This is a genomic window from Kitasatospora sp. NPDC094028 (assembly GCF_049543595.1).
GTDB lineage: Bacteria > Actinomycetota > Actinomycetes > Streptomycetales > Streptomycetaceae > Kitasatospora.
Map to the genome: position 1 here is coordinate 88183 of NZ_JBMVFA010000018.1, position 24612 is coordinate 112794.

Annotated in this window: 21 protein-coding genes; 3 read left to right on the forward strand and 18 right to left on the reverse strand. The window is 72.4% G+C overall.

Features of this window, described 5'->3' with window-relative positions:
* Nucleotides 1-38: 38 nt before the first annotated feature.
* The 9 genes from ACPC54_RS25260 to ACPC54_RS25300 all read right to left on the reverse strand — a co-directional run bounded on the left by ACPC54_RS25260 (nt 39) and on the right by ACPC54_RS25300 (nt 9006).
* Nucleotides 39-902, reverse strand: a complete 864-nt coding sequence (locus ACPC54_RS25260; protein WP_498967902.1) for a PAS domain-containing protein — start codon at nt 900-902, stop codon at nt 39-41.
* Nucleotides 899-1639 carry a thioesterase II family protein gene (locus ACPC54_RS25265; RefSeq protein WP_498967904.1) on the reverse strand — a complete coding sequence of 247 codons (741 nt, stop codon included), beginning with the start codon at nt 1637-1639 and terminating at the stop codon, nt 899-901. Before ACPC54_RS25265 ends, ACPC54_RS25260 begins: the two co-directional genes overlap by 4 nt.
* A 24-nt stretch (nt 1640-1663) precedes the next feature.
* Nucleotides 1664-1897: an acyl carrier protein gene (locus ACPC54_RS25270; protein WP_498967905.1), complete on the reverse strand. Its 234-nt coding sequence runs from the start codon at nt 1895-1897 to the stop codon at nt 1664-1666.
* A gap of 25 nt (nt 1898-1922) precedes the next feature.
* The gene (locus ACPC54_RS25275; RefSeq protein WP_498967907.1) at nt 1923-2489 is read right to left on the reverse strand and encodes a GAF domain-containing protein; all 567 of its coding nucleotides are present in this window, start codon (nt 2487-2489) and stop codon (nt 1923-1925) included.
* Between the two features lie 155 nt (nt 2490-2644).
* The gene (locus ACPC54_RS25280; protein WP_498967908.1) at nt 2645-3862 is read right to left on the reverse strand and encodes an acyl-CoA dehydrogenase family protein; all 1218 of its coding nucleotides are present in this window, start codon (nt 3860-3862) and stop codon (nt 2645-2647) included.
* Nucleotides 3859-5535 carry an amino acid adenylation domain-containing protein gene (locus ACPC54_RS25285; protein WP_498967909.1) on the reverse strand — a complete coding sequence of 559 codons (1677 nt, stop codon included), beginning with the start codon at nt 5533-5535 and terminating at the stop codon, nt 3859-3861. The genes ACPC54_RS25280 and ACPC54_RS25285 overlap by 4 nt, the downstream gene beginning before the upstream one ends.
* Nucleotides 5532-6533: a 2,3-diaminopropionate biosynthesis protein SbnB gene (sbnB, locus tag ACPC54_RS25290; RefSeq protein ID WP_498967985.1), complete on the reverse strand. Its 1002-nt coding sequence runs from the start codon at nt 6531-6533 to the stop codon at nt 5532-5534. Before sbnB ends, ACPC54_RS25285 begins: the two co-directional genes overlap by 4 nt.
* 56 nt (nt 6534-6589) lie before the next feature.
* Nucleotides 6590-7573: a 2,3-diaminopropionate biosynthesis protein SbnA gene (gene sbnA, locus ACPC54_RS25295; protein ID WP_498967910.1), complete on the reverse strand. Its 984-nt coding sequence runs from the start codon at nt 7571-7573 to the stop codon at nt 6590-6592.
* A gap of 41 nt (nt 7574-7614) precedes the next feature.
* Nucleotides 7615-9006 (reverse strand): nitrate/nitrite transporter, encoded by a 1392-nt coding sequence (locus tag ACPC54_RS25300; RefSeq protein ID WP_498967911.1) that lies wholly within the window; start codon nt 9004-9006, stop codon nt 7615-7617.
* A gap of 567 nt (nt 9007-9573) precedes the next feature.
* Between ACPC54_RS25300 and dhaL the strand changes: the two genes are divergently transcribed.
* Entirely contained in the window at nt 9574-10233 is a 660-nt protein-coding gene (gene dhaL, locus ACPC54_RS25305) for a dihydroxyacetone kinase subunit DhaL (protein WP_498967912.1), read from the forward strand.
* Between the two features lie 111 nt (nt 10234-10344).
* Here dhaL and dxr read toward each other — a convergent pair whose 3' ends face one another.
* From dxr to ACPC54_RS25345, 8 genes are all read right to left on the reverse strand, one after another.
* Complete coding sequence (gene dxr / locus ACPC54_RS25310; RefSeq protein WP_498967913.1) at nt 10345-11559, reverse strand: 1-deoxy-D-xylulose-5-phosphate reductoisomerase; 1215 nt, start codon at nt 11557-11559, stop codon at nt 10345-10347.
* A gap of 132 nt (nt 11560-11691) precedes the next feature.
* Complete coding sequence (locus tag ACPC54_RS25315; protein WP_498967915.1) at nt 11692-12711, reverse strand: TauD/TfdA family dioxygenase; 1020 nt, start codon at nt 12709-12711, stop codon at nt 11692-11694.
* Nucleotides 12704-13324, reverse strand: coding sequence for an NUDIX domain-containing protein (locus ACPC54_RS25320; RefSeq protein ID WP_498967916.1), 621 nt, complete (start codon nt 13322-13324; stop codon nt 12704-12706). Before ACPC54_RS25320 ends, ACPC54_RS25315 begins: the two co-directional genes overlap by 8 nt.
* Nucleotides 13311-15197 (reverse strand): aminotransferase class I/II-fold pyridoxal phosphate-dependent enzyme, encoded by a 1887-nt coding sequence (locus ACPC54_RS25325; RefSeq protein ID WP_498967918.1) that lies wholly within the window; start codon nt 15195-15197, stop codon nt 13311-13313. Before ACPC54_RS25325 ends, ACPC54_RS25320 begins: the two co-directional genes overlap by 14 nt.
* Entirely contained in the window at nt 15194-16510 is a 1317-nt protein-coding gene (locus ACPC54_RS25330) for a FrbG (RefSeq protein ID WP_498967920.1), read from the reverse strand. Before ACPC54_RS25330 ends, ACPC54_RS25325 begins: the two co-directional genes overlap by 4 nt.
* Nucleotides 16507-17334 carry an AAC(3) family N-acetyltransferase gene (locus tag ACPC54_RS25335; protein WP_498967922.1) on the reverse strand — a complete coding sequence of 276 codons (828 nt, stop codon included), beginning with the start codon at nt 17332-17334 and terminating at the stop codon, nt 16507-16509. Before ACPC54_RS25335 ends, ACPC54_RS25330 begins: the two co-directional genes overlap by 4 nt.
* Before the next feature lie 29 nt (nt 17335-17363).
* Nucleotides 17364-18485: an isocitrate/isopropylmalate dehydrogenase family protein gene (locus ACPC54_RS25340; RefSeq protein ID WP_498967924.1), complete on the reverse strand. Its 1122-nt coding sequence runs from the start codon at nt 18483-18485 to the stop codon at nt 17364-17366.
* Nucleotides 18486-18545: 60 nt separating this feature from the next.
* Nucleotides 18546-19376, reverse strand: a complete 831-nt coding sequence (locus ACPC54_RS25345) for an isocitrate lyase/phosphoenolpyruvate mutase family protein (protein ID WP_498967925.1) — start codon at nt 19374-19376, stop codon at nt 18546-18548.
* Between the two features lie 251 nt (nt 19377-19627).
* Here ACPC54_RS25345 and ACPC54_RS25350 point away from each other — a divergent pair, with 251 nt between their 5' ends.
* Entirely contained in the window at nt 19628-20749 is a 1122-nt protein-coding gene (locus tag ACPC54_RS25350; protein ID WP_498967927.1) for a hydroxymethylglutaryl-CoA lyase-like TIM-barrel protein, read from the forward strand.
* 40 nt (nt 20750-20789) lie between these two features.
* Here ACPC54_RS25350 and ACPC54_RS25355 read toward each other — a convergent pair whose 3' ends face one another.
* Complete coding sequence (locus tag ACPC54_RS25355) at nt 20790-21833, reverse strand: hypothetical protein (RefSeq protein WP_498967929.1); 1044 nt, start codon at nt 21831-21833, stop codon at nt 20790-20792.
* Nucleotides 21834-21881: 48 nt separating this feature from the next.
* Between ACPC54_RS25355 and acnA the strand changes: the two genes are divergently transcribed.
* Nucleotides 21882-24542 (forward strand): aconitate hydratase AcnA, encoded by a 2661-nt coding sequence (gene acnA, locus ACPC54_RS25360; protein WP_498967931.1) that lies wholly within the window; start codon nt 21882-21884, stop codon nt 24540-24542.
* Nucleotides 24543-24612: the final 70 nt, after the last annotated feature.

Here is a 24612-nt window from a genome sequence, read left to right on the forward strand (position 1 = left end):
CGGCGGGCAGGCTCACCGGGGCCTGCCCGCCGTCCGGGTCAGGCCGGCCAGCCGAAGGCGCTGACGGTGTCGCGGTCGCGGCCCGGCTCCGGGTCGTTGAACACGAAGCACCGGGTGTTGCTGACGCTGCCGCCCGCGGCCTGGGCCGTGGAGAAGATCAGCACCGGGCGCGGCGCGCCGTCCTTGGTGACGAAGTTGGCGCGGAAGTTGATGATCGGGGAGTCCTCGTCCCACCGCGCCAGGAAGTCGTCGAGCAGGCCCTGGTCCTCGTAGATCCGGCGGATGTGCTGGCCGACGTACTCGCTCGGCGTCTCGGTGTACTCGACCAGGGCGATGTCCGCCGGGTTGGCGTGCATGACACCGCCGTTGACGCCGATCAGGTGGATGGCGACCGGGGCCACCCGGTAGAACTCGCGCATCACGTCGACCTTGTCCTCGCTGGGCGCGAGGGACGGGTGGGCGGCCTCGTCGACCGAGCGGATCCAGGCCGCGGCGTCGGACGCGGCCTGGTCCTCCTCCGACGTGCTCGACACCGGGAGGCGCTTGCCGAGCTCGGGCCGGCTGACCCAGTGGATGCGGGTGCCGGCGCCCTCGCCCACCCGCACGGCGTTGACGTAGGCGGTCCGCTGGTGGCCCCCGGTGTTGCGCAGGGTCACCTTGACGTGCTCGATCCGGTCCTGCTTGGTGAGCAGCTCCAGCAGGTGGGCGAGGCCGTCCACGGCACCGTCGACGGCGACCCGACCGCTCAGGTGGCTCGCCTCCCCGCCCATCAGGACGGAGAGCGCCTTGTTGTGGAGGACGACGGCGCCGGCGCCGTCGGTGACCGCGATGCCGACCGAGCTGTCACCGATGACGTCGATCAGCTGCTCGTTGGTGGGGAATCCGTTGGTGGCGATCGTCATTTCTCGCTCCCAGTTCGCGTCGAATGCCGACTGATTTCCGTGATTCTTTCGATCACGGAGACTATGGGTTCGGGGCGAGCCAGACAGTAATCGTGCCCGCCGTCGAAGGTGAAGAGTCCGAGGAAGGGGCCGGTGACGAATTCCCGCCAGGCCGACATTTCCTCGGGTCGGACGAATTTGTCGTCCCGCCCGCACAGCAGGGCGAGCGGGACGGCGAGCGTTTCCGGGCCCGGCCGGTACGCGCGCCGGATCCGCAGGTCCGTCGCGAGCCGGGCGCCGTCCGCGTCGCCCTCCGCGTCCGGCGCGCGGCGCTCCCGGCTCAGGGCCGCGAAGGCCGCGCCGATCGCGGCCCTCGGGGTGTGCCCCGGCTCGCGGGCCGCCGAGACCATCAGGCCGCCCACCCGGCACACCGGGTCGGCCAGGAACCGGGCGGCCGTCTCGAAGGCGAACAGCGAGCCCAGGCTGTGCCCGAACAGGTGCAGCCGGCGGCCCGGGAGGGCCTCGGCCAGTTCCTCGCTCCAGCGGTCCGCGGCCTCCTGCACGGAGTCGGCCGGCCGCTGGTCCGCGAGCCGGCCGCGGCCGGGCACTTCGCAGTGCACCGCCGGGAGTTCGGGCGGCAGCAGGGCGCCGAGCGGAAAGTACGGGGACGTGGTGCTGCCCGCCGGCGGTAGGAACACCACGACCTCGTCGGCGTGTTCGGTGTCGCCCTGCAGCACGATGGATCGTTCGGAGGTCATCCGGGGCTCCCCTGCCGGCCGGTGTCACTGACGAAGGAAGTTCCGTTCGATGCTGCCGAGGGTGCGGAAGGCGTCGAGGTCCACGTCGCTCGACTCCAGCATCCGGCCCCGGAGGTCCTCCACGTGGAGGACGAGCTCCACGAACTGCAGGGAGGTGATGACGCGGGTGTCGATGATGTCGGTCTCCGCGTCGAGTTCGGTCACGTCGGGGTTCCGCGCCAGAATCCAGTCGCGGACGTCCGTCCAGGTCGCTGTCATCGCGGCTCTCTCCTCCGGCTCCGGGTCAGCGGCCCGCACGGCCGGTCAGGTGCGCGGCGAACGCGTTGAACGCCGCGATCCGGTCGGCCACTTCGCCGAGGAGCGCGAGGTCCCCCGGGCTGAACGGCCCGCGCCGGTGGGTGGCGCCGCGCACCGCGACGAGCCGGCCGCCCGGCACCCCGCGGAACTCCAGCCGCAGGACCGCCGCCGAGTCGACTCCCCACTCGCCGAGCCGCGCCCGCAGTTGCGGATCGGACTGGGCGGCGAGGCCCTCGTGGCCGCTGACCACGAGCCGCGGTTCGGTGCCCGCCGCGGCGCCGAGCAGTTCCCGCAGCGCCGGCCGGGATTCCTCCGGGCCGTGGACGACGGGGTCGGCGTGCACGGCCGGCGCCTCCAGGAGGACGGCCGTGGCGAAGAAGGGGACGCAGGCCTTGGCCGCGGCCGGCACGACGTCCAGGAGCTCCGGGGTGTTCCGGACCGTGGCGCTGACGTGGGCGAGGAATCCCAGGGACTCCTCCGCGGTCTTGCGCCCCGCGATGTACCGCAGGGCGGTGGTCCAGTCCCCGGTGGGGTTTTCGGTGTTTCCGGACACGATGAGACCTCGAATGAATGAGATGTGATAGGGCCGGCACAATTCAAGCGAAACAGACCGTTCGCGACGCCGAGCAGCCGCCGGGAGAATTCCCGCGGGCACATTCGATTTCCACCCTAGCAATGTCTTCCGGCGGCGGCAAGACGAATTGCCGGTCACCGGAATGTGACGTCCGGATCCAGCAGGCACAATTGCCCGTCGGCCAGGTGCAGCCGGTCGTTGCCGTAATTCAGGGCGGCCGAGCGCAGGTCCCGCAGGGCCTTTTCCAGCCCGGTCGGGGAATCCTTCAGATAGCCGTGGCGCAGCCCGACCGCGTCGACCAGGTCGTCGACGGCGGCGTGGCACTCCTCGGCCGCCGTGATCTTCAGGGCGTTCAGCAGGAGCTGGCTGTTCGGCGCGGACAGGTCGGTCTGCCGCTCGACCAGCTCCTGGGTGCGCCGGAGCAGGGCGTGGACGGTGTCGAGCCGCTGCCGGGCGCGGGACAGCCGGGTCAGCAGCAGCTCGGACCCGAGGTCGAAGCGTTTGCGGGCGGTCGGGTCGCGCAACAGGCGCACGACCCGGGACATCGCCCCGGCGGCCGTGCCCAGCCAGGCCGCGGACCAGCCCAGGTGGGCCAGCGGGCCGAAGACGGACTGGGCGATCCGGTGGAACGCGCCGTGCTCGCCGATCACCTGGTCCCCGGGGATCTCGCCGGTCAGCTTCATCGGCAGGCTGTGGCTGGAGCGCATGCCCATCGGGTCCCACCGGCCGGAGGCCTCCACCGTGAGCTGGGTGCGGTCCGCGTACACGAGCGAGACCTGGTGGTCGGCGGTGGCGTGCGGGCTGAGCATGGTGATCAGGAAGCCGTCCGCGTGGGTCCCCCCGGTCACGATCGGCGCCGTCCGGTCGATCTCCAGCCGCTCGTCGGTCCCGCGCAGCGGGGCGTACGACTTGAAGAGGTGGCCGCCCTTGCCGGCCTCGGTGGTGACCGAGGCCAGGTAGAGCTCGCCCGCGGCCAGTCGGGCCATCAGTTTCTCCCGCAGCGGCGAGCGCGCGTACCGCACCAGCGCCTCCGACTGCTGGCAGTGCATCGCGAAGATCATCGCCAGCGACATGTCGGTGCGGCCCAGCCGCAGGGTGACGTCGACCAGGTCGGCGACGGTGCCGCCGAGGCCGCCGTCGGCCGTGGGCACGAGCAGGCCGAGCAGGCCGGTGCGGCGCAGCTCCGTCAGGGCGTGCTCCGGGAAGAGCGCGTCCCGCTCGGTGCGGGCCAGGTGCTCCTCGGCGACCCGGGCGACGGCGGCGGCCCGCTCGGCCAGGCTCGCCGTGTTCCGGTCCGGCGGCCCGTGCCGGTCCGCTGTCGGGTCGGGGCCGTTGGTCTCGTCCGTACTCATCGCGGGTCCTTCCGAGGAGTGGCTTCGGCCGCCCGGAGTGCCTGGTGGTCGATCTTTCCGTTGCGGGTCAGGGGCAGGGCCTCCCACGCGCGCCAGCGCCTCGGCACCATCGCCGGCGGCAGGGTCGCGCTCAGGGCCTGCTGGAGTTCGCCGGCCGGCACCGGGGCGCGCAGGCAGTAGTGGGCGACGAGTTCGCCGTGGTCGCCTTCGCCGGACACCACGACCGCGCAGCGCTCGATGCCCGGGTGGCGGCTCAGCACGGCTTCGATCTCGTCGAGTTCCATCCGCACGCCGGCGACCTTGACCTGGCGGTCGCTGCGGCCGAAGTAGTGCACCAGCCCGGCGTCGAAGGCCGCGAGGTCGCCGGTGCGGTAGAGCCGGCCGGTCGGGGAGGCCGGGTCGAAGGGGTCGCGGAAGAAGGCGCGGTCGGTGGTCTCGGGCGCGTTGAGGTAGCCGAGGCCGACGCAGGTGCCGCCGACGAACAGCTCGCCGGTCTCGCCGGGTTCGGCGGCCCGCCAGTCGCCGTCCTCGGTCCGCACCAGCAGGTAGAGGGTGGTCCCGAGGACGGGTGTGCCGACCGGGATCCGGCCCCGGGTCAGGTCCGCGGCCGTCACCGTGTGGTGGGTGATGTCGTCGGAGCACTCGGTGGGGCCGTAGGCGTTGACGACGGACACCCCGGGCAGGACCTCCAGGACCCGGGCGGCGAGCGAGGGGTGCAGTTCCTCGCCGGTGGACAGCAGGTGGCGCAGCGTCCCGAGGCAGCCGTTGTCGAGCCGCTTCGCCTCGTCGACCAGCCAGCCGACCATGGTGGGCACCAGCTCGACCACGGTCACGCCCGCGGCGTCGAGGGCGCCGATGAGCGAGCGGGGGAAGCGCAGCGCGGAGTCCGGGACGACCACGACGCGCCCGCCGACCAGGAACGGGCAGAGCATCTGCCAGATCGAGATGTCGAACACCAGCGGAGCGGTGAAGGCGACCGCGTCCTGCGGCCCCATCGCCAGGTCGTGGACCTTGGCCCACAGGTGGTTGAGCATCCCCCGGTGCTCGACGGTGGCCCCCTTGGGGCGGCCGGTGGTGCCGGAGGTGAAGATGGTGTACCGCGTCTCCGTCGACCGGTCGCCGCCGTCCTTCTCCGGGAGCGCGCCGGCCCGGAGGCCGGCGGGCAGGTCGACGACGGCGATCCGCTCCGCCACCGCGGACGAGCGGGCCGCGTGGGCGGTGTTCGGGGTGCGGGTGTAGTCGAGCAGCAGGTCCGCCCGGCTCTGGCCGAGGACGTCGCGGACCCGGACGGCCGGCCAGCCCGGGTCGATCGGCAGGTAGGAGGCGCCGAGCGCCTCCAGGGCCAGCAGGACGACCGGGGTCTCGGCGCTGCGGGCGCCGACCGCGGCGACGACGGCGCCCGGCCGCACCCCGTGGGCGAGCAGCAGGTCGCGGGTGGCGGCGACCTGTCCGAGCAGGTCCCGGTAGCCGAGCGTGCGGTCGCCCTCGACGACGGCGGGGCGTTCCGGGTCCGTCTCGGCGTACCGGATGACGTGGTCGAGGACCGCCGTCCGGGTGTCCTCCTGCCGCCCGTTGCGCAGGGCCAGGCCGGCGGCCCGGGCCACCGCGCCGGGGGCCAGGGGCAGTTCGGCCCAGACCCGGCCGGGGGCGGCGGGGCGCTGGTCGGTCGTCATCGGGTGCCGGCCTCCGTCGTCGGTGCGGTGTGCCGGTCCAGGTCGTGGAAGAAGCCGTCCACGACCACGAGTTCGCCGGCGTCGCGGGCCCGGGTGAACACCCGCTCGCCGACCGCCAGGTCGAGGACGCCCAGCCCGAAGGGCGAGAAGACGACGGTGCGGTCGCGGGGCACCACGACCTTGCCGGTGAGCACGTCGGCCAGCGTGCCGGCGAGGAAGTCCCGGTTGCCGGTGCGCTGTTCCACCAGGTGCACCGAGGTGTCCGCCTTGAGGACGTGCTCGACGTCGTCGACGACGTTGACGCTGTCGAGGACGACCTCGGTGTCGAGGTCCCGCAGGGACACGTGCAGCACCAGCGGGTGGTGGGCGAACCAGGACGGGTCGGCCAGGTGCGGCGTCGCCGCGGTGGTGGCGAGGACGACCACGTCGCTGGAGCGGATCAGCTCCTCGGCGGAGTCGTGGACGCGGACCGAGTCCGTGCCGCAGACGGTCCGCAGGTGCCGGGCGAACGCGCCGGCGTAGTCCGCCGACAGGTCGTGGACGCCGAGTTCCTCGGGCTTCCAGTCGAGCGCGGCGAGGTACTGGTGGATGTACCGGGCGATCAGCCCGGTGCCGATGAAGCCGATGCTGCGCGGCCGGGGGCGGTCGGCGGCGAGCGCGCGGGCGGCCACCGCCGCGGACGCGGCCGTGCGGACGGCGCTGATGATGGAGCTCTCCAGGCAGGCGTACGGGTAGCCGGTCACCGGGTCGTTGAGGATCAGCGCGGCGGAGGCGCGGGGCAGGCCCCGGCCCAGGTTCGAGGGGAAGCTGGAGATCCACTTGATGCCGTCGACGGGCCGCTCGCCGCCGACCGAGGCCGGCAGGGCGATGATGCGGGCCGTGGGCCGGTCCGCGAAGCGCAGGAAGTACGAGGGCGGGTTGACCGTCCGCTGCTCACCGTGCAGGAGGTACGTCCGCTCGACGAGGTCGATCAGCTCGCGCTGGCGGCCGTCCAGCATCCGGTGCACCGTGCGGCCGGGGATGACGGCGAAACTCGGTTTCTCGGCCTGAGGGTTCACAAGCTCTCCAGGAGTTGGTCGAAGTCGGCCCGTCCGTAGTGGTCGGTGACCCAGGTGTCGTCGTAGATGGTGGTGAGGTAGCGCTCTCCCAGGTCGGGGGCGATCGCCACGGCGGTGTCCACGGAGGCGCCGTGCTGGGCGAGCCACTGCGCGGCGGCGCAGGTCACCGTCCCCGAGGAGCCGCCCAGCAGGATTCCGCGGCCGGCGAGTTGGCGGCAGGTGCGGATGGTGTCGATCTCGTGGACGCGGATCACCTCGTCGACGAGCCCGGCGGTGAGCTCGGGGGCGATCAGCGGCATCGGCGCGCCGGCGCCGAGGCCCGGGATGTAGCGCTTGCCCGGTTCCCCGGCGAAGCTGACCGAGCCGACGCTGTCGACGGCGACGATGCGCACCCCGGGCCGGTGCTCGCGGAAGTACCGGGCGCAGCCCATCAGGGTGCCCCCGGTGCCGACGCCGACGAACAGCGTGTCCAGGCCCGGGAAGTCCTTGGCGATCACGGCGGCGGTGTTCTCGTAGTGCGAGAGCCAGTTGGCCGGGTTCTCGTACTGGTTGAGCCAGACGTAGGACGGGTCGTCCGCGCACCGCCGCCGCACGTGGGCCCGGCGCGCGCCGAGGAAGCCGTCGACGGGGTCGGGCTCGTCGAGGACGACGACCTCGGCGCCCAGGGCGCGCATCAGGGTGACCGTGGTCGGGTTGCAGTTGACGTCGGTGACGCAGACGAACCGCAGTCCGCGCGAGGCGGCGATCACCGAGAGGGCGACGCCGAGGTTGCCGGAGGAGGATTCGATGAGGACGGAGTCCGGCCCCAGGATCCCTTCCTGCTGGGCCGCGGAGACCATCCGGGCGGCGGGCTGCATCTTGATCGAGCCCGCGAGGTTGAGCCCCTCGCACTTGAGGACGAGCGGAATGCCGAGGCTGTGGCGCAGGTCGATGTAGATGTCGCTCTCGATCAGTTCATGGGCGGCGGTGATCACGGCCATGCGTTCGGATCCTTCCCTTCGTCCGTGTGGGAGCGGCCGGTTCACGGACGAGTCGTGATGCGGGACGGCTCCCTCGGAGCCGGCTGCGACGGTTCCCCCGCCGCGCGGTCACGGCGCAGGTAGACGGCGCGGACCACGGCCACGCAGAGGGCGTAGTAGCCGAGGAACGCGACGAAGGCGTGCACGCCACTGCCCGAGGGGCTGTCGTAGGCGGCGCGGAAGACCAGGTTGACGGCCACTCCGCCGAGGGCTCCGATCGCGCCGGCGATGCCGAGCACCGCGCCGCTGAGCCGCCGCGACCGTTCGAACTCGGCGCGGGCGTCCTCGCCCGCGGCCACCGCGGCCTCCGCCTGGGCGGCGAAGACGGCGGGGATCATCTTGTAGGTGGAGCCGTTGCCGACGCCGCTCAGCACGAAGAGGGCGGTGAAGCCGGCGACGAACAGCGCGAACGACTGGGCGTGGGAGGCGAGGATCAGCTCGCCGGCACCCGCCGCCATCCCGAGGAAGGTCAGCAGGGTGATCCGCGCACCGCCGAACCGGTCGGCCAGCCGGCCCCCGAGCGGCCGCGCCGCCGAGCCCAGGAGCGGCCCCAGGAAGGTGAATTCGGCCGCCTGCAGGGAGGACGAGCCGAACTGGGTCTTCAGGACCAGTCCGAACGCGAAGCCGTAGCCGATGAAGGAGCCGAAGGTGCCGATGTACAGCAGGGAGATCCACCAGGTGTGCGGCTGCCGGAGGGCCTCGCGCTGCGCCCCCGGCGCGGCGCGCACCACGTCCACGTTGTCCATCCGCAGCGCGGCGAGGACCGTCACCAGGGCGATCAGCGGCAGGTAGACGGCGATGACGTAGGCGGGGTGGGTGTCGCCGGCGGTGGCGATCACGAGGAGGCCGAGCAGCTGGATCAGCGCGACGCCGAGGTTGCCGCCGCCCGCGTTGAGCCCGAGCGCCCAGCCCTGGTGGCGCTGCGGGAAGAAGCCGGTGATGTTCGTCATCGAGGACGCGAAGTTGCCGCCGCCCACGCCCGCCGTCGCCGCGATCACCAGGAACACCCACAGCGGTGTCCCCGGCCGCTGGACGAACCAGACGGCCGGCACGGTCGGCACGAAGAGCAGCAGGGAGGCGAACACCGTCCAGTTGCGCCCGCCGAAGCGCGTCACCGCGTAGCTGTACGGCAGCCGCAGCAGGGCCCCGACCAGGGTGGGCGTGACCACGAGGAGGAACTTCTCCCCCGCGGTGAAGCCCAGCCCGATGGCGGGGGACATGAACAGCACCAGCACCGACCACATGCTCCAGACGGAGAACCCGATGTGTTCGGAGAGCACCGACAGCCAGAGGTTGCGGTGCGCGATGCGCCGGCCGGAGCGTTCCCAGAGGTCCTCGTCCTCCGGGTCCCAGCCCTCGATCCACCGTCCCCGGACGGACTGTTTGCTCGGCATGGCGGTCTGGTCTCCTGTCCTGGCTCGCGGAAGGGGCGGTCGCGCGTGGTGCACGGTCCGCCCGCGTGCCGGGGCGGCGCGCGGGCGGGGCGGTCCTGCCGGGTCCTGACGGGTCCTGACGGCGCGACGGATCCCGGGCGGGTGAGGCTTCGCGGGTGCGGTGCCGGCGGTCCGGTTCGGACGACGCCGTGGACGGCCGTGGTGGTCCTGCGGCCTTCGGGGCCGGGACGGGGGCACGTCCGGTACGAGGTGACGGCTGCTCACGTGCGACGGCTCGGGCAGGTCATGGGTCAGCACTTCGGTACACCGGAAGGATAGGTCTACCGAACGGCGTTCCACAATGGGGAACGCAAGGAAGGCAACAGAACCCTCAGGGCACCCCTCGGCTCACCCTCCGCCCCAACCTGCCCTCAGGGCCGTCGTGACCTTGACGTAACCAGGGCCATGAGTTTGGATGATGATCGACCGTCACTTCAGACCTCTCACCATGGCCCCGACATGTGAGATCTTCACTCTTCCGGACATCCCGCACAGATTCGGTTCGCTCGTCGCATCAGGAGAGAGTCGGTGAATGTCGCATTCGTCCACTGCTGGATTACCAGCATCAAACTGACACTCGAAGAACACCGTGACCGTCTGACGGAACTCGATTCAGTCATCGGAGACGGCGACCACGGAGTCAATCTGGCCCGCGGCTTCGCCCGGGCCGCCCTGGAGATCGGCGCGCAACCCCGTACGGACGAGACCGTCGGCGGCCTCCTGGACCGCACCGGCGGCGTCCTGATCTCCACCGTCGGAGGCGCCGCCGGCCCCCTGTACGGCAGCGCGTTCCGGGCCATGGGCACGGCGATCGGCGCCGCGGCCGAGACCGACGAGGCCCGGTTCGCCGAGGCCCTCCAGGCCGGGCTGGACGTGCTCCAGAGACTCGGCGCCGCGACGCCCGGCGACAAGACGATGGTCGACGCGTACGCCCCGGCCGTCGCCGCGTTCCGGGACACCGCCGACGCCCGCGGGGGCTTCCCCGCGGCCGCCAGGGCCGCCGCCGATGCGGCGGAAGCGGCCCTGGACACCACGATCGCGTTACGGGCCCGGAAGGGCCGGGCCTCCTACCTGGGGCTGCGCACCATCGGGCACCAGGATCCCGGCGCCGCCTCCACCGTGCTCGTCTTCCGCGCCCTCGCCGACACGATCGGCCCCAGGCGCTCCCGCGGCCCGTCCGGCGGGTGATCCGGCCCACCCGGCCCGGCGCGCGGTGCGCAAAGCCGAAGCGGTGCCACCCACGGCCCGGAACCCCGGGCGGGGTGACACCGCTTCGGTGCGTGGCGTCCGTTCGTCGCGTCAGCCCGCCAGGCCGACGAGCTCCTTCGCCCGGGCCCGCGCCCAGCGGTCCGCCTCGGCGATCGCCTCCAGGGTCATCGCGTCGTTCGGCACCCGGTCGTGCTCCCCGACGATCCGTCCGAGCGTGTCCACGATGCCGAGGAAGGGCAGCCGGCCCGCGACGAACGCCGCCACCAGCTCCTCGTTGGCGGCGTTGAAGACGGCGGGCACGGTGCCGCCGGCCTCGCCGACCTCGTAGGCCAGCTGGACACCCGGGAACGCCTCGCCGTCCACCGGGAAGAACTCCCAGGTGGAGGCCTTGGTCCAGTCGCAGGAGGGCGCCGCGTCCGGCACCCGGTCCGGCCAGCCGAGCCCGAGGGACAGCGGCAGCCGGATGTCCGGCGGGCTCACCTGCGCCAGCGTGGAGCCGTCCGTGAACTCGACCATCGAGTGGACCATCACCTGCGGGTGGACCACGACCTCGATGCGGCTGAACGGGATGTCGAAGAGCAGGTGCGCCTCGATCACCTCCAGGCCCTTGTTCACCAGGTTCGCGCAGTTGATGGTGATGACCGGCCCCATGTTCCACACCGGGTGGGCCAGCGCCTGCTCCGGGGTGACGTCGGCCATCTCGGCCCGGCCGCGGCCGTGGAACGGGCCGCCGCTCGCGGTGACCACCAACTTGCGGACGTCCTGCTCCTTGCCGCCCTGCAGGCACTGGAACAGCGCGGAGTGCTCGGAGTCGACCGGCAGGATCTGGCCGGGCGCGGCCACCTTCTTGACCAGCGGCCCGCCGACGATCAGCGACTCCTTGTTCGCCAGGATGAGCCTGCTGCCCGACTTCAATGCCGCGAGGGTCGGCTCCAGGCCCACCGAGCCGGTGATGCCGTTCAGCACGGAGTCGCACGGCAGGGCCGCGAGCTCGGTCGAGGCCTCCGGGCCGTGCAGCAGGTCCGGCAGCTTGAAGTCGCCGGACTTCAGACCGCGCTTGGCGGCCTCGTCGCGCAGGGCGGCCCGGAAGTCCTCGACGGCACCGCTGTCCGCCAGCCCCACCTGCTCGACCTCCAGGTCGAGCGCCTGGCCGGCCAGCAGGGACAGGTTGCCGCCGCCGGCCGAGAGCGCCCGCACGCGGAACCGCCCGCGGTTGCGCTGGATGACGTCGATGGCCTGCGTTCCGATGGACCCCGTCGAGCCCAGGATGACGACGCTGCGAGGGTCGTTCGAGAAAGAAGTCACGCTCGGCAGCGTATCGCGAATCGCTTGACGTCCCGTCACTTCGTCAACTCCGCGCAGCGGGCGACGCCTTCCGCAGGGCCCGCACGGACGTCCCGGATCACCGGGACGTCCGTCGTCCGAGCGGGGCGGCGGTCAGTTCGTCGGCTTCGCCGCCGCCTTCATGCCCCAGCGGTGGGTGGACAGCGAGGTGGGGAACTCGCGGCCGTTCTCCACGTTGATCCACAGCCGCAGGAGGTGGCGGGAGCTGTCGGTGCTGCCGTCCTCCTCGTCGCTGTACGCGCCGCGCCGGTGCACGGTGACGTTGTCGTCGACGAGCTGCATGTCGCCGGGCTCCAGGCGCATGGAGACGTGGTTCTCCGGCCGGGAGGCGATCTCCTCGAAGGTGTCGAGGGCGAGCTTCTCCACCTCGGGCTGCTGGAACCCGAGCTTCGCCGTACCGGAGTCGGCGAAGTTGCGCAGGAAGTAGCGGCAGCTCAACTGCCCGTTGTGGTAGCCGTAGATGGCGTTGCGGTAGGCCGGGGGCTCACCGGGCGGCTCCTCGCCGCGGTAGTCGAAGAACACGCCGGCGTAGTAGAGCCCGAGCAGCTCGGGGGCCTCCGCCAGCAGGGTGTTGTAGATGTGCATGGCGCTCGCGACGTGGAACTCGCCGCCGTGCTTCGCCTGCGCCAGGCACAGCAGGGCCGCGATGTCGGGGGCGTCGCTGTGCCAGGGCAGCGACTCGTTGGTCTGGTAGCCGCGGATGGTCTTGGAGTTCAGCCGGCCCTTGCCGTAGTCGCGGATCGACACGACCCGGTCGCCGTGCCCGTTCTGGGCCACCGCGGTGCCCAGGTGCAGGCCGATCACGCCCATCACCACCTGCGCGTCGGCCACGCTCAGGCCCTCGGTGGGCACGCCCCGCAGCATGGCCAGGCCGAAGCCGTGCTCCAGCTGCTCGACGCACTCCGCGACGAGCTTCCCGGCCCGCTCCAGCGGAACCGACCGGCGGTCGAGGTCCCAGACCGTCAGGCCCTGGCCGTTGATCCGCTCGGCGGCCTCCAGGATCTCGGCCCGCATCCCCTCGTCCAGGACGTACGTCCACTGCGACGCGTCCTCGACCTGCGCACGCTGCCAGACGCTGGGGCCGGTGACGGGCTTCTTCAGAATCTCAACCACGAACTGTCCCTCCTGAGTGCGATTCGTTCATTCCCTGCTCCTGCTCCCCGCCGGGCCGGTGACCGGCCGGACCGAGCACCGCCAGCAGGCCGATGGCCGTACCGGACGTCACCGTGCGCCCCGACCGTAGGAGTTCGGCCGCCTCGTCGAGCGGGATCCACCGCGTCTCCTGCGCCTCGGTGCACTCGGTCGGCCCGCCGACCAGGTCCGCGCCGTCCGCCAGGTAGATGTGGTGCGGGCTGTCGACCATGCCCGCCATCGGCTGGTAGGTGAGCAGGTGGCGCACGTTCCTCGGGCGGTAGCCGGTCTCCTCCTCCGCCTCGCGGGCGGCCGTCACCGCCGGGTCCTCCCGGTCGTCGACGAGGCCGCCGGGCAGCTCCCAGCCCCACAGGTCGGAGACGAAGCGGTGCCGGTACATCATCAGGATCCGCCGCCGCTCGTCCTGCACGACGATGATCGCCGCGCCGGGCGCCCGGACGAAGTGGTGCTCGACCGTCTCCCCGCCCGGCAGCTCGACGTCGGCCACCGACACGGTGAGGAAGCGGCTGTCGTGGACGACCCGCTCGCCCCGCCCCCGCCAGCGCACCTGCGCCGCGTCCTCACTCGCCGCCACGGCCCGCCCCCTCCGCCCGGGCGGCGCCGCGCGGGCCGCCGACGATCCCGGCGATCGCCGCGACCACCGCCTCGTTCTCCTCGCGGCTCCGGCTGGAGACCCGCAGGTAGGCGTCGCCGCCCGGCATGGACTTGCCGGAGCACTCCTTCGTCAGGATCCGGAACCGGCGGAACAGCTCGTGCGCCAGCTCGGGCGCCCGGATCCCGCCGGTGAGCTCGACCAGGACGAAGTTCGCGTCCGGCGGCACCACCCGGACCCCGGGGAGCGCCGCCAGCCCCTCGGCCAGCGCCAGGGTGTTCTCCCGCATCCGCCGGCAGCTGTCCGCGAAGGCGAAGCGGAAGTGCGGCAGCACCCGGAGGAACTCCTCCGCGAACCCGTTGATGTCCCAGATCGGCAGCTCCGCCCGGACGGTCCGGGCCAGTTCGGTGTCCGCGGTGGCCGCGTAGCCCAGCCGGATCCCGCCGACGCCGTAGACCTTGCTGATGCTCTTGAGCAGCAGCACGTTGCGGTGCCGGTCCAGGAACGGGCCGATCGAGGCGATCGGCGCGGGCGCGAAGTCGACGAAGGACTCGTCGATCACCAGCAGCACGTCGGGGCCCACGAGGTCGGCGAGCCGGCGCAGATCGGCCAGCGGGACGCCGACCGAGGTCGGGTTGTTGGGGCTCACCACGACCGCGGTGTCGACGCCGGTCCGCCGGATGAAGGCGGCGTAGTCCTCCACCGGGAGCCGGAAGTCCGGCGCGTCGAGCTGGTAGCGGTGCACCCGGTCGGCGCCGACGACGTTCTCGTACTCGTTGAAGCCCGGGACCGGGACCGTCCAGTTCCCGCGGAGGCGGGCGAGGATCTTGATGATCTCCGAGCTCCCGTTGGCCAGCACCACCTCCTCCGGCCGCCGCCGCGCGATGGTCGCGGCCAGCTCGGTGAGCGGCGCGTGGGCCGACGGGTAGTTGCGCACCACCGCGTCGAAGTCCGAGCGCAGGATGTCCATCATCTCGGCGGGCGGGAAGTGCACGTTGTACAGCAGGGCGTGGTCCTTCACGCCGTAGCGCCAGTACCCGCCGTGCAGCGACTCCAGCATCCGCTGCTGCTCCCGCGGCGGGCTGAACCGGAAGTCGGCCTGTCGCTGGTCGCCCGGATCGTCCACCTCGTACCAGGCCAGGTCGCTGATGTCGGCGACCCGCCAGGGGTGGCCCCCGGCCTCCAGGCCGGCGCTCACCGCGTAGTCGTAGTAGCCCTGGCCCGCCAGCCGCCGGTCGAGCTCCTCCAGGGCCGGCACGAACCGCTCCCGCAGGAAGCCGGCCCGCAGCAGGTAGAGGTTGGCCGTCTTGAGCGCCCCGGGGTGGTCGAACGCCCCGGTCTGGCGGCGGTCGTCGACGTAGTCGGTGAGCACGCCGTCCGCGTCGGCCCGGACCACGGTGCCGGCCAGCGGCCGCAGCGGCCGGCTCGCCGCCACCGCACTGGCCTCCGGGCCGGCGGCCAGCCGGTCCAGCACGGCCGGCTCGAACACCACGTCGCCCTCCAGGAGGAAGACGTCCTGGTCGAGGAACTCCCGGGCCAGCCGGACCGATCGGAGGTTGTTCGTGGTCGAGGGCTCCGGGTTGACCACGTAGTGGATCTTCATGCCCGCGTACTCGGTGCCCGCGAGCTCCCGCACGGCCTCCTGCAGGTGGCCCACGACGAGGACCACCTCCTGGACGCCGACGCCGGCCAGGTGGCCGAGGGTGTGGGCCAGGATCGGGCGGCCGGCCACCGGGGTGAGCGGCTTGGGCCGCCGGGAGGAGGGCTCCCCCAGCCGCGACCCGAGTCCCGCCGCCAGCACCACGGCCCTGGTGGGCACCGCGTCCGGCGTCGCGGGGGTCAGGATCTCGTTCAACGCGCCTCCTCCGTACGATCGGTGGCGAGCAGGGCGCGGAGGATCACGGCGCCGATGTCGTGCTGGTACACCCAGACGCCGTCGAGGCGCCCCCGGTACCCCGGCTCGCCGCCGGTCTCCTCCGACGGAACGAGCCCGGCGCCCAGTCCGTACATCACCAGCCGCTCGGCGCTGCCGCCGGCGGCCAGGCCCGGCAGGCCGTCCCGGCCGGTGTCCACCGCGCCGCGCGGGCGGGCCAGTTCGAGCTCCCGGCCGTCCGCTCCGAGCAGCCGGGGCAGGCGCGCGTCGTAGCCGAGCGCGGTGATGACCAGGTCCGCCGAGGCGACGCCGGCGGCCTCCAGGGCCTCGGCCGTCCAGGGACCGTCCAGGACGGCCTGGCCGAAGCCGTCCGGCGCCTTCTCCGCCGCCAGACCCATGACCTGCCGCGCCAGTTCGCGGGCCGGTCCGCGCAGTCCGCCGAACCGGTGCACCCGGCCGCTGGGCCCGCAGACGTCGGCCTCGTCCCAGTGGTAGCCCTCGGCCGCGGCCTCGTCCGCCGAGAAGTAGAAGATCGGGGGCAGCCGGCGCTCGACCACCGTCACCTCCACCGGCCCGGCGAACCAGCCCGCACGGGCCAGCCGGGCCAGGTGGGCCGCCACCGCCCACGCGCTGTGGGCGCCGCCGAGGACGGCCACACTGCCGAGCGCGCGGTGCGGCGAGTCGGCGTCGGGGTGCCAGGACGGGTCGGTGATGACCGCACCGGACGGCTGGATCCGCAGGTCGGGGCGGGCCGCCCGGAGCGCTGCCAGCGCGCCCCCGGGCAGCTCGGTCCGCTCCGCCCCGCCCATGGTCAGCAGCACCCGGTCGGCGGTGTGCACGACCTCACCGTCCGGCCCGGACAGCAGCACCGTCGCGCGCTCCGGCCCGGTCCTGACCTCGGCCACCGCGTGCTCCAGCAGGGCGTCGCAGCGCGGGTGCGCGCGCAGGGCGTCGACGACCCGCTCGCCGACCCGGGTCAGGAAGGCGCCGACCAGCGGCAGCGGCGGGTACTCCGCCGCCCAGTCCCTCAGTTCGCGGGCCTCCGCGCTGTCCGCCAGCCCGGCCAGCAGGCCGCTCCCGGCGGCACCGTCCAGGCACTCCAGGAAGGCCGAGCCGAGCGAGTTGGCCCGGATCCCGTAGTGGGGGATGGCGCCCGATCCCGCCTGCCCGCCGGCCTCGACCAGGAGCACGCCCCGGTCGAGGAACTCCTCCAGCCGCCCCTGGACCGCGGCGGCCACCACCGCCGAGACGCCCGCGGGGCCACCGCCGCAGATGACGGTCGCGTAGTGCGTCATGCGCCCACCGCCGCGGTGAGGTCGCGGTGCGACGTCATCCACGCGCAGGCCAGGTCGACGAAGGCGCGCTGACCGTAGAGCACGGCCCCGGCCTCGCCGACCGTCCCCCGGGAGTGCCCCGGGGTACGCGCGAGACAGCTCTCCCCCATGGTGTGGAAGTCCTCCTCGAAGTAGACGATGTCCTCCTGCTCGACCCAGCGCACCCGGTCGTCCTCCGGCACCGGCACCCACCTGCGGTGGCTGCGCCGGCCGGGGTACGCGGTGCGGTACTCGGCGAGGTGGAAGGACGTGTTGCTCTCGAAGCCGCAGCCCAGGAGCAGCACCTGGCCGTCGAGCCGGTAGACCTGCTCCAGGGGTGAGCCCCGGCCCAGACGCTCCGTCAGACCGTGCTCGGCGACGACCTGTTCGGCGTGCGCCCCCCAGGCGGCGAAGGAGTTCTGGGGGTGGCCGCTGCGCACCGCCCCGGCGGCGCGGCGGAAGCACTCGGCGACGGCCCCCATCCCGCGGGTGGGCGTCAGGTCGGGGTCGAAGGGGGGCATCTGCTCCCGGATGACCGGCCACCAGTCCTCGGGCACCGGGGGGCGGCGCCAGGTGGACGGGTCCGACAGGTCGCCCGAGAACGTCGGCATGACCAGCGTCCCCTCCTTGCCGACCGCGTCCTGCAGGGCGAGCACGACGGCCTGGGCACCTCCGCACACCCAGCCCAGCGCGGACAGCGACGCGTGGACCAGCAGCACGCCCCCGGGGCGCACCCCCAGCGCGGCCAGGTCCGACGCCAGCCGGTCCCTGGTGATGAGCTCTCTCTCCTGACGTTCCTGCTCCAAGCCTTCCCTCCTCGCGTCGATGTGACGGATCATCGGGTGTCCCGCAGGCGCTCGACGACGGCCTCGGCGTAGGCCGTGGTGCTCACGGCCTCCGCCGCCCGCTCGGGCGCCAGCAGGTCGAACGTGACGGTCCGGCCCTCCTGGAGCACGCCGCGCACGGCGGTCCGGATCCGGGCCGCCGTCGCCGCCTCACCGAGGTGGTCCAGCAGCATGCAGCCGGACAGGATGAGCGCCGTGGGATTGAGCCGATTGCTTCCGGCGAATTCCGGGGCGGACCCGTGGGTGGCTTCGAAGACGGCCGTCCGGTCGCCGATATTGGCGCCCGGTGCCATCCCGAGACCGCCGACCAGTGCGGCGGTGACATCGGAGACGACGTCGCCGTACAGGTTCGGCAGGACGAGCACGTCGCGGTCGGCCGGATCGCGCACCAGGGAATCGCACAGAACGGTGACCGGAACGGTCTCGGTGACAATGTCCGGGTACTCCGGGGCGAGCTCCCGCGCCGCCTCGAAGAAAAGCCCTTCGGTCCGCGGATACCGGTAGACATCGGCACCCACTTCGACTTTTCTTCTGCCGTTCTTCCGGGCGTGGTCGAGCGCGAAGCCGACGATCCGGCGGCTTCCACCCGGGGTGATCGGCTTCAGCGAGAAGGCGACTCCGGGATCGGCGTGGCCGAATTCCGACAGGGCGGCCGAAACCGCCGCCGCCCCGTCCGAATCCGCCGGGTACTCCAGCCCGGAATACACGTCCTCGGTGTTTTCCCGGACCACCACCACGTCGATGCCGGAATCGACCGCCCCGGCTCCGGGCCAGACCCGGACCGGCCGTACGCAGGCGTACAGGTCGAGTTCCCGGCGGATGGTGATGTTCACCGACCGGTGGCCCACGCCGATCGGCGTCGTGGTCGGCCCCTTCAGGGCCACCCCGTTGCGTCCGATCGAGTCGAGCGTGCTCGCGGGCAGCAGTTCCCCCACCGACCGGAGCGCGCCCTGGCCGGCCGGCCGGAGGTCCCAGTCGAGGTGGAATCCCGCGGAGCCCGCCGCCGCGTCCAGAACCGTCCGGGCGGCGGCGACCAGCTCCGGGCCGCTGCCGTCCCCCGGAATCAGAGTGACTGTGTGTTTACGCATGGCTTCTCGTGTCTGCGGCGCCACACCGCTCGACGCCGTGGCTGGACGACGCCGCACCGCTCGACGCCGTGGGTGGACGGCGGCTCAGCGCTGGAGCTCGAAGACCTCGGAGAGCTTCGCGACCTTGGGCTCGATCTGCAGGCTGGAGCGGTCGCGGGTGATCTGGCGCAGGCTCTCGCGCATCGAGGTGATGGAGGCCCGCAGCGCCTGGTTGGCGTAGATCGCCAGGGAGAAGCCGGCCGCGTGGAGGTCGTCCGCGGTCACCGCGGGGTACGTGGTCGGGACGGCCACGAGCGGCACGTCCTTGCGCTGCCAGCTCCGGCCGAAGTCCAGGATCTCCAGGCCGTCGCGCGACTTGGAGTGGATCAGGATGGCGTCCGCACCGGCGGCGACGTAGGCGTCGGCCCGCGCGATCGCGTCCTCCTTGGCACCGCCGGCGATGAAGGTCTCGATCCGCGCGACGACCACGAAGTCCTCGGTCTGCTGGGCCTTCTTGGCCGCCGCGAGCTTGGCGGCGAAGCCCTCGATCGTCTCCTGGTCCTGGGCGCCGTCACCGAGCGAGTTGCGCTTCGGGAAGACCTTGTCCTCGATGCAGACGCCGGCGATGCCGGCCCGCTCGTACTGCTCGACCATCCGGGCCACGTTGCGTTCGTCGCCGAACCCGGTGTCGCAGTCGGCCAGCACCGGGAGGTCGGTGCTGTCGTTCATGACCCTGGCCGCTTCCAGGAATTCCGTCATCGTCAGGATGCTGTCGTCCGGGACGGCGTGCGCGGCCGATATTCCCAGACCGCTCGCCCACAAAACATCGAATCCCGCGTCCTGGGCAATTCGCGCGCTGAGACCGTCGTGGACACCGGCGGCGATCGACATTCCGCCGCGGGCGATGGCCGTGCGTAACAAGGTGCGCTTGGTCAAGGTATCTCCAAGTCCGAAGATGGATGACGCGCCAACCGTTCATCTCAGTGTCGGGGGACAGTCAACCCATGTACGCCACCGACCTCACGAGCTATGCTAGCTAACCACCCGTCACAGGGGTTGGCAAGGAGATTCGAAGGCGGCCGGAGTCCGGCCACGTATCATCCGCGGCCCGTTATGTCCGATTCCGCTGATCTTGCCTTGCTATCGGCACCGATATGCAAGTTGTCCATCAGGGAGGATTCCGCAAGATGCGCAACGACTTAGTGCTCGAGGACACCACTCTGCGCGACGGGGAACAGACCCCCGGCGTGGCGTTCTCGAAGGAAACCAAGACGGCGATCCTCAACGCGCTCATCGAGGCCGGGGTGACGTCGATCGAGATCGGCATCCCCGCCATGGGCGGCGAGGAGCTGGACTTCATCAAGTCCGTCGTCGACCGGCAGGACGAAGCCCGCCTGGTGGTGTGGCACCGTGGTGTCCGCGAGGACGTCGAACGCTCCCTGGACCTGGGCTTCACGTCCGTCCACGTCGGCCTGCCGACCTCGGCCGGCCACCTCAAGGCCAGCGTGCGCAAGGACCGCACCTGGCTCCTCGCGACCGCCCGCGACATGGTCAAGATGGCCAAGGACCGCGGCGCGTTCGTGTCGATCAGCGCCGAGGACATCGCCCGGACCGAGATCTCCTTCCTGCAGGAGTACGCGGGCGTCGTCGCCGAGGCCGGCGCGGACCGCCTCCGGCTCTCCGACACGGTCGGCCTGCTCGGCCCGGAGTCCTACGGCGAGCGGGTGGCCGCGGTGCTGAGCGCGGCCAACATCGACGTGCAGTGCCACGCGCACAACGACTTCGGCCTGGCCACCGCGAACACCCTGGCCGGCCTCAAGGCCGGGGCGCGCTACTTCCACGTCACCGTCAACGCCATCGGCGAGCGGGCCGGCATGGCCGACCTCGCGCAGGTCGTCGTCGCGCTGAAGAAGCTCTACGACCGCGACCTGGGCATCGACCTGACGAAGCTGAAGAAGGTCAGCAGCCTGGTGGCCGAGGCAGCCGGCCACCGGGTGCTGCCCTGGCAGCCGATCGTCGGCGACAACGTGTTCGCGCACGAGTCCGGCATCCACGCCAACGGCATGTTCCGCGACACCTCCTCCTTCGAGCCCTTCCCGCCGGAGCACGTCGGCGGCGAGCGCCGGTACGTGCTCGGCAAGCACTCCGGCCGGGCACTGGTCGCCTGGGCGCTGGAGCAGGAGGGCATCACCCCGCGCGAGGAGCTGCTCCCGCACTGCCTGGAGGAGGTCCGGGCACTGTCGATCAGGATCGGCGGCGCGGTCTCCCACGAGCAGCTCGTGGAGATCTACAACAAGGCTGCTGCCTGAGCCTGTTGACCGCCGGTCGGGGTCGGGCGGGAGGCGCGGTCTAGCGGGTGCGCAGCACCTGCCGGGCCGTGCTCACCGCCCGGTCCCACCCGACCGGGGCGCCGCCGCGGCGCGTCAGGTCGGCCGCCGCCCGGCGCAGGACGCGGCCGGCCTCCGGCCGGCGCAGGTGTTCGGCGAGCGCCGCGCCCGCCGCCAGCGTCGAGGCGAGCCGGCGGACCCGCCACCGTTCGGGGTCCGCGTCCGGGGCGGCGGTGTCCAGGGCGGGGTCGTGACCGAACAGCGGCCGGCCGGCCGGGCCGAAGGTGGTGCAGACGCCGAGCTGATCGGTGGTCACCTGGCCGGCCAGCGCGGCGGCGAGCAGATCGGCGAACGAACTGTGCGTGAGGATCGCCCGGTAGCCCAGCGGGTTCCGGACCAGCTCGGCGGCCATGTGATCGATGATCAGGCTCCGCCAGGAGATCCCGGCCGAACCGGCGAGGCCTTCCAGGGTCTTTGCCGCGGTCAGCGCGAAGAGTCCGTCGGTGTGTTTGATCGAATTCCCCTTGTGGGCCACGACGAGATCGTCGACGCCCAGTCGGGAGCAGAATTCGACGACCGTCCCGACGAACTCGGAAACTCCGTCCGGGGCGATCGCCTGAATTCCCAGGGCGGCTTGCTCCGGTATCGCCCGGGGCCCGAGTTCAGCGGCTATCTTGACCAGTCCGAGGTGTTCGGGAGAGTCGCTCTCGAATTCGATCCCGGTATCGCTCATGTCGAGCTCGTAGCGGAACAGGAGAACGTTCACGATGCCGTCCGCACGCACCAGGCCGCCGCTGCGCTCGATCAGGCTGAACGTGCCGCCCCAGGCGTGCCGGGCGGCGCGGGCCAGACCGTACGCCGTCGCCCCCGGCTCGGCGAAGGGCGGCAGCAGACCCGCCTCCGGCGCGCGGCTGCCGTCCCCGTCCGGCCTCTGACCGGCCACGATCCGCCAGTCGGCGCGCAGTCCGGCCGACTCCAGCAGCTCCAGGGCGACCGGCAGCACGCTGGCCTCCGGGCTCGCCGAATCGCTCCAGACGGCGACGTCCACGTTCTGCGAAACAGTCATCTCACCCTCGATTTCGTTGAAGATCCGAAGAGAAAAAGAGACTCAGACATGCACGACCTGTTACGGAACCTGGGACTGCCCGATCGGGACGCCCGCTTCGTCAGTCTCTCGGCCGCGGAAGAAATTGGGCTGGTCGGCATATCCAGCGCACCGCGCAGCCTCCGGGTGCTGGTGGAGAATACCCTAAGGGCAGCTGCGACAGCAAAGGTCGGAAGTGCGGAGGATTCCCTTCGACAGGCCGTTCTGTCGGCGAACTCCCTGATCTCGGCGGCCACCGCGAACGGGCCGGTCAGCGAGGTCGAATTCAGGCCCACCCGACTCGTCCTGCAGGATCATTCGGGTATTCCGGTGCTGGCGGACCTGGCCTCGCTGCGCTCCATCATGGCCGACCGCGGCCTCGACCCGCGGCTGGCCCGGCCCGCGCTGCCGGTCGACCTGGTGGTCGACCACTCGGTCGAGGTGGCCTCCTGGGCGCGGCCCGACGCGCTCACCCTGAACATGCGCCGCGAGTACGAACTCAACGGGGAGCGCTACCGGTTCCTGCGCTGGGCCCAGCAGGAGATCAACGGGTTGCGGGTGGTGCCGCCCGGGCGCGGCATCGTGCACCAGATGCACCTCGAACACCTGGCCCGGGTCGTGATGCCGGACGGCGACGGGCTGATCGCCCCGGACACCGTCCTCGGCACCGACTCCCACACGCCGATGGTCGGCGCGCTCGGCGTCCTCGGCTGGGGCGTCGGCGGCATCGAGGCCGAGACCGTGCTGCTGGGCCACTCGGTCTCGCTGCTCAGCCCCCAGGTGATCGGTGTCCGGCTGACCGGTGAGCTGCCGGTCGGCAGCACCGCGACCGACCTCGCGCTCACCATGACCGAGTTCCTCCGGCAGGTCGGCGTGGTCGGCCGGTTCGTCGAGTTCTTCGGGCCGGGCGTCTCCACGCTCTCCGTCCCCGACCGGGCCACCCTGTCCAACATGGCGCCCGAGTACGGCTGCACGGTGGCCTTCTTCCCGGTCGACGACACGACCCTGCGCTACCTCGAACTGACCGGGCGCGGTGCCGACGAGATCCGGCTGGTCGAGGCGTACTGCAAGGAACAGGGCCTGTTCGCGGGCGTCGCCGGGGCGGGCGAACCGGACTTCGCCCGGGTGCTCGACTTCGACCTCTCCGCCGTGGAGCCGAGTGCGGCCGGGCCGCGCCGGCCGCAGGACCGGCTGCCGCTGGCCACCGTCCCGGCCAGCTTCCCCGAGCCGTCCGGGGCCGCGCTCGCGCGGGCCGCCGAGGGCCGGCGCGAGCTGGCCGACGGCGCCATCGCCATCGCCGCGATCACCAGCTGCACCAACACCGCGAACCCGCACTCGATGGTGACCGCCGGTCTGGTGGCCAGGAAGGCCGTGCAGCGCGGCCTGGCCGTCCCGTCCTGGGTGAAGACCAGCCTGGCCCCGGGCTCCCGGGCCGTGGTCCACTACCTGGAGGCGGCCGGCCTGCTCCCCGACCTGGAGAAGCTCGGCTTCTCGGTGGCGGGCTTCGGGTGCACCACCTGCATCGGCAACTCGGGCGGCCTCGCCCCCGAGGCCGAGGAGCGGGCCCGCACCGAGGGGGTCCGGCTGGCGGCGGTGCTCTCCGGCAACCGCAACTTCGAGGGCCGGATCCACCCGGACGTCGCCGCGGCCTACCTGGCCTCGCCGGCCCTGGTGGTCGCGTACGCCCTCGCCGGGACGGTGCTCGCCGACCTGACCAGCCGTCCGGTCGGCACCGACCCGGAGGGCGTGGAGGTCTTCCTCTCGGACCTGTGGCCCACCGCCGAGGAGATCGAGGAGGCGGTCGGCCGGGTCGCCCGGGAGCACTTCGTGTCGGAGAAGGAGTCGCTCTTCACCGGCGGCGCCGAATGGACCTCCCTGGAGCACCCCTCCGGCCCGGTGTACGACTGGCCGGGCGAGTCCGACTACCTGCTGCGCTCCCCGTTCTTCGACGGGCTCACGCACGCGCCGCTGTCCGACCTCGCCGCGGCCCGCGTCCTGGTGCTCACCGGCGACTCCACCACGACGGACCACATCTCGCCGGCCGGTGCCATCGGGGTCGACTCGCCCGCCGGGCGCTACCTCCGCGCCCTGGGCGTCGAACCGGCGCTGTTCAACTCCTACGGCTGCCGCCGCGGAAACCACGAGGTCCTGGTCCGCGGGACGTTCGCCAACCCGAAGTTCCGCAACCTGCTCACCCCCGACGTCCAGGGCAGCAGCACCCTGCACGTCCCCTCCGGCGAGCGGATGAGCATCCACGAGGCCGCGCTCGCCTACGCCGCCGACCGCGTCCCGGTCGTGGTCGTCGGCGGCAAGGACTACGGCTTCGGCAGCTCCCGCGACTGGGCCGCCAAGGGCCCGGCGCTGCTGGGCGTCCGCGCGGTGCTCGCGAAGAGCTTCGAACGGATCCACCGCAGCAACCTCATCGGGATGGGCATCGTGCCGCTGGAGTTCCCGCCCGACCAGGACGCCGGGACGCTCGGCCTGACCGGCCACGAGGCCCTGGACGTGATCGGGCTGGACGGGCTGGTGCCGCGCGGCACGGTGACCGTCCGCGCCCACTCCGCGGACGGCACGCTGCTGGCCGAGTGGCGGATGCTGGCCCGGGTGGACACCGCGGGCGAGCTGGAGTACGTCCGGCGCGGCGGGTTCCTGCGCTCGGTGGCGTCGGACCTGCTCGACGCCGACGCCTGACCCTCGGCGGCCGCGTCCGGGCCGACAGACCACCCGACACCGGTCACCGGAGTTCGCTCCCGCGTGGACC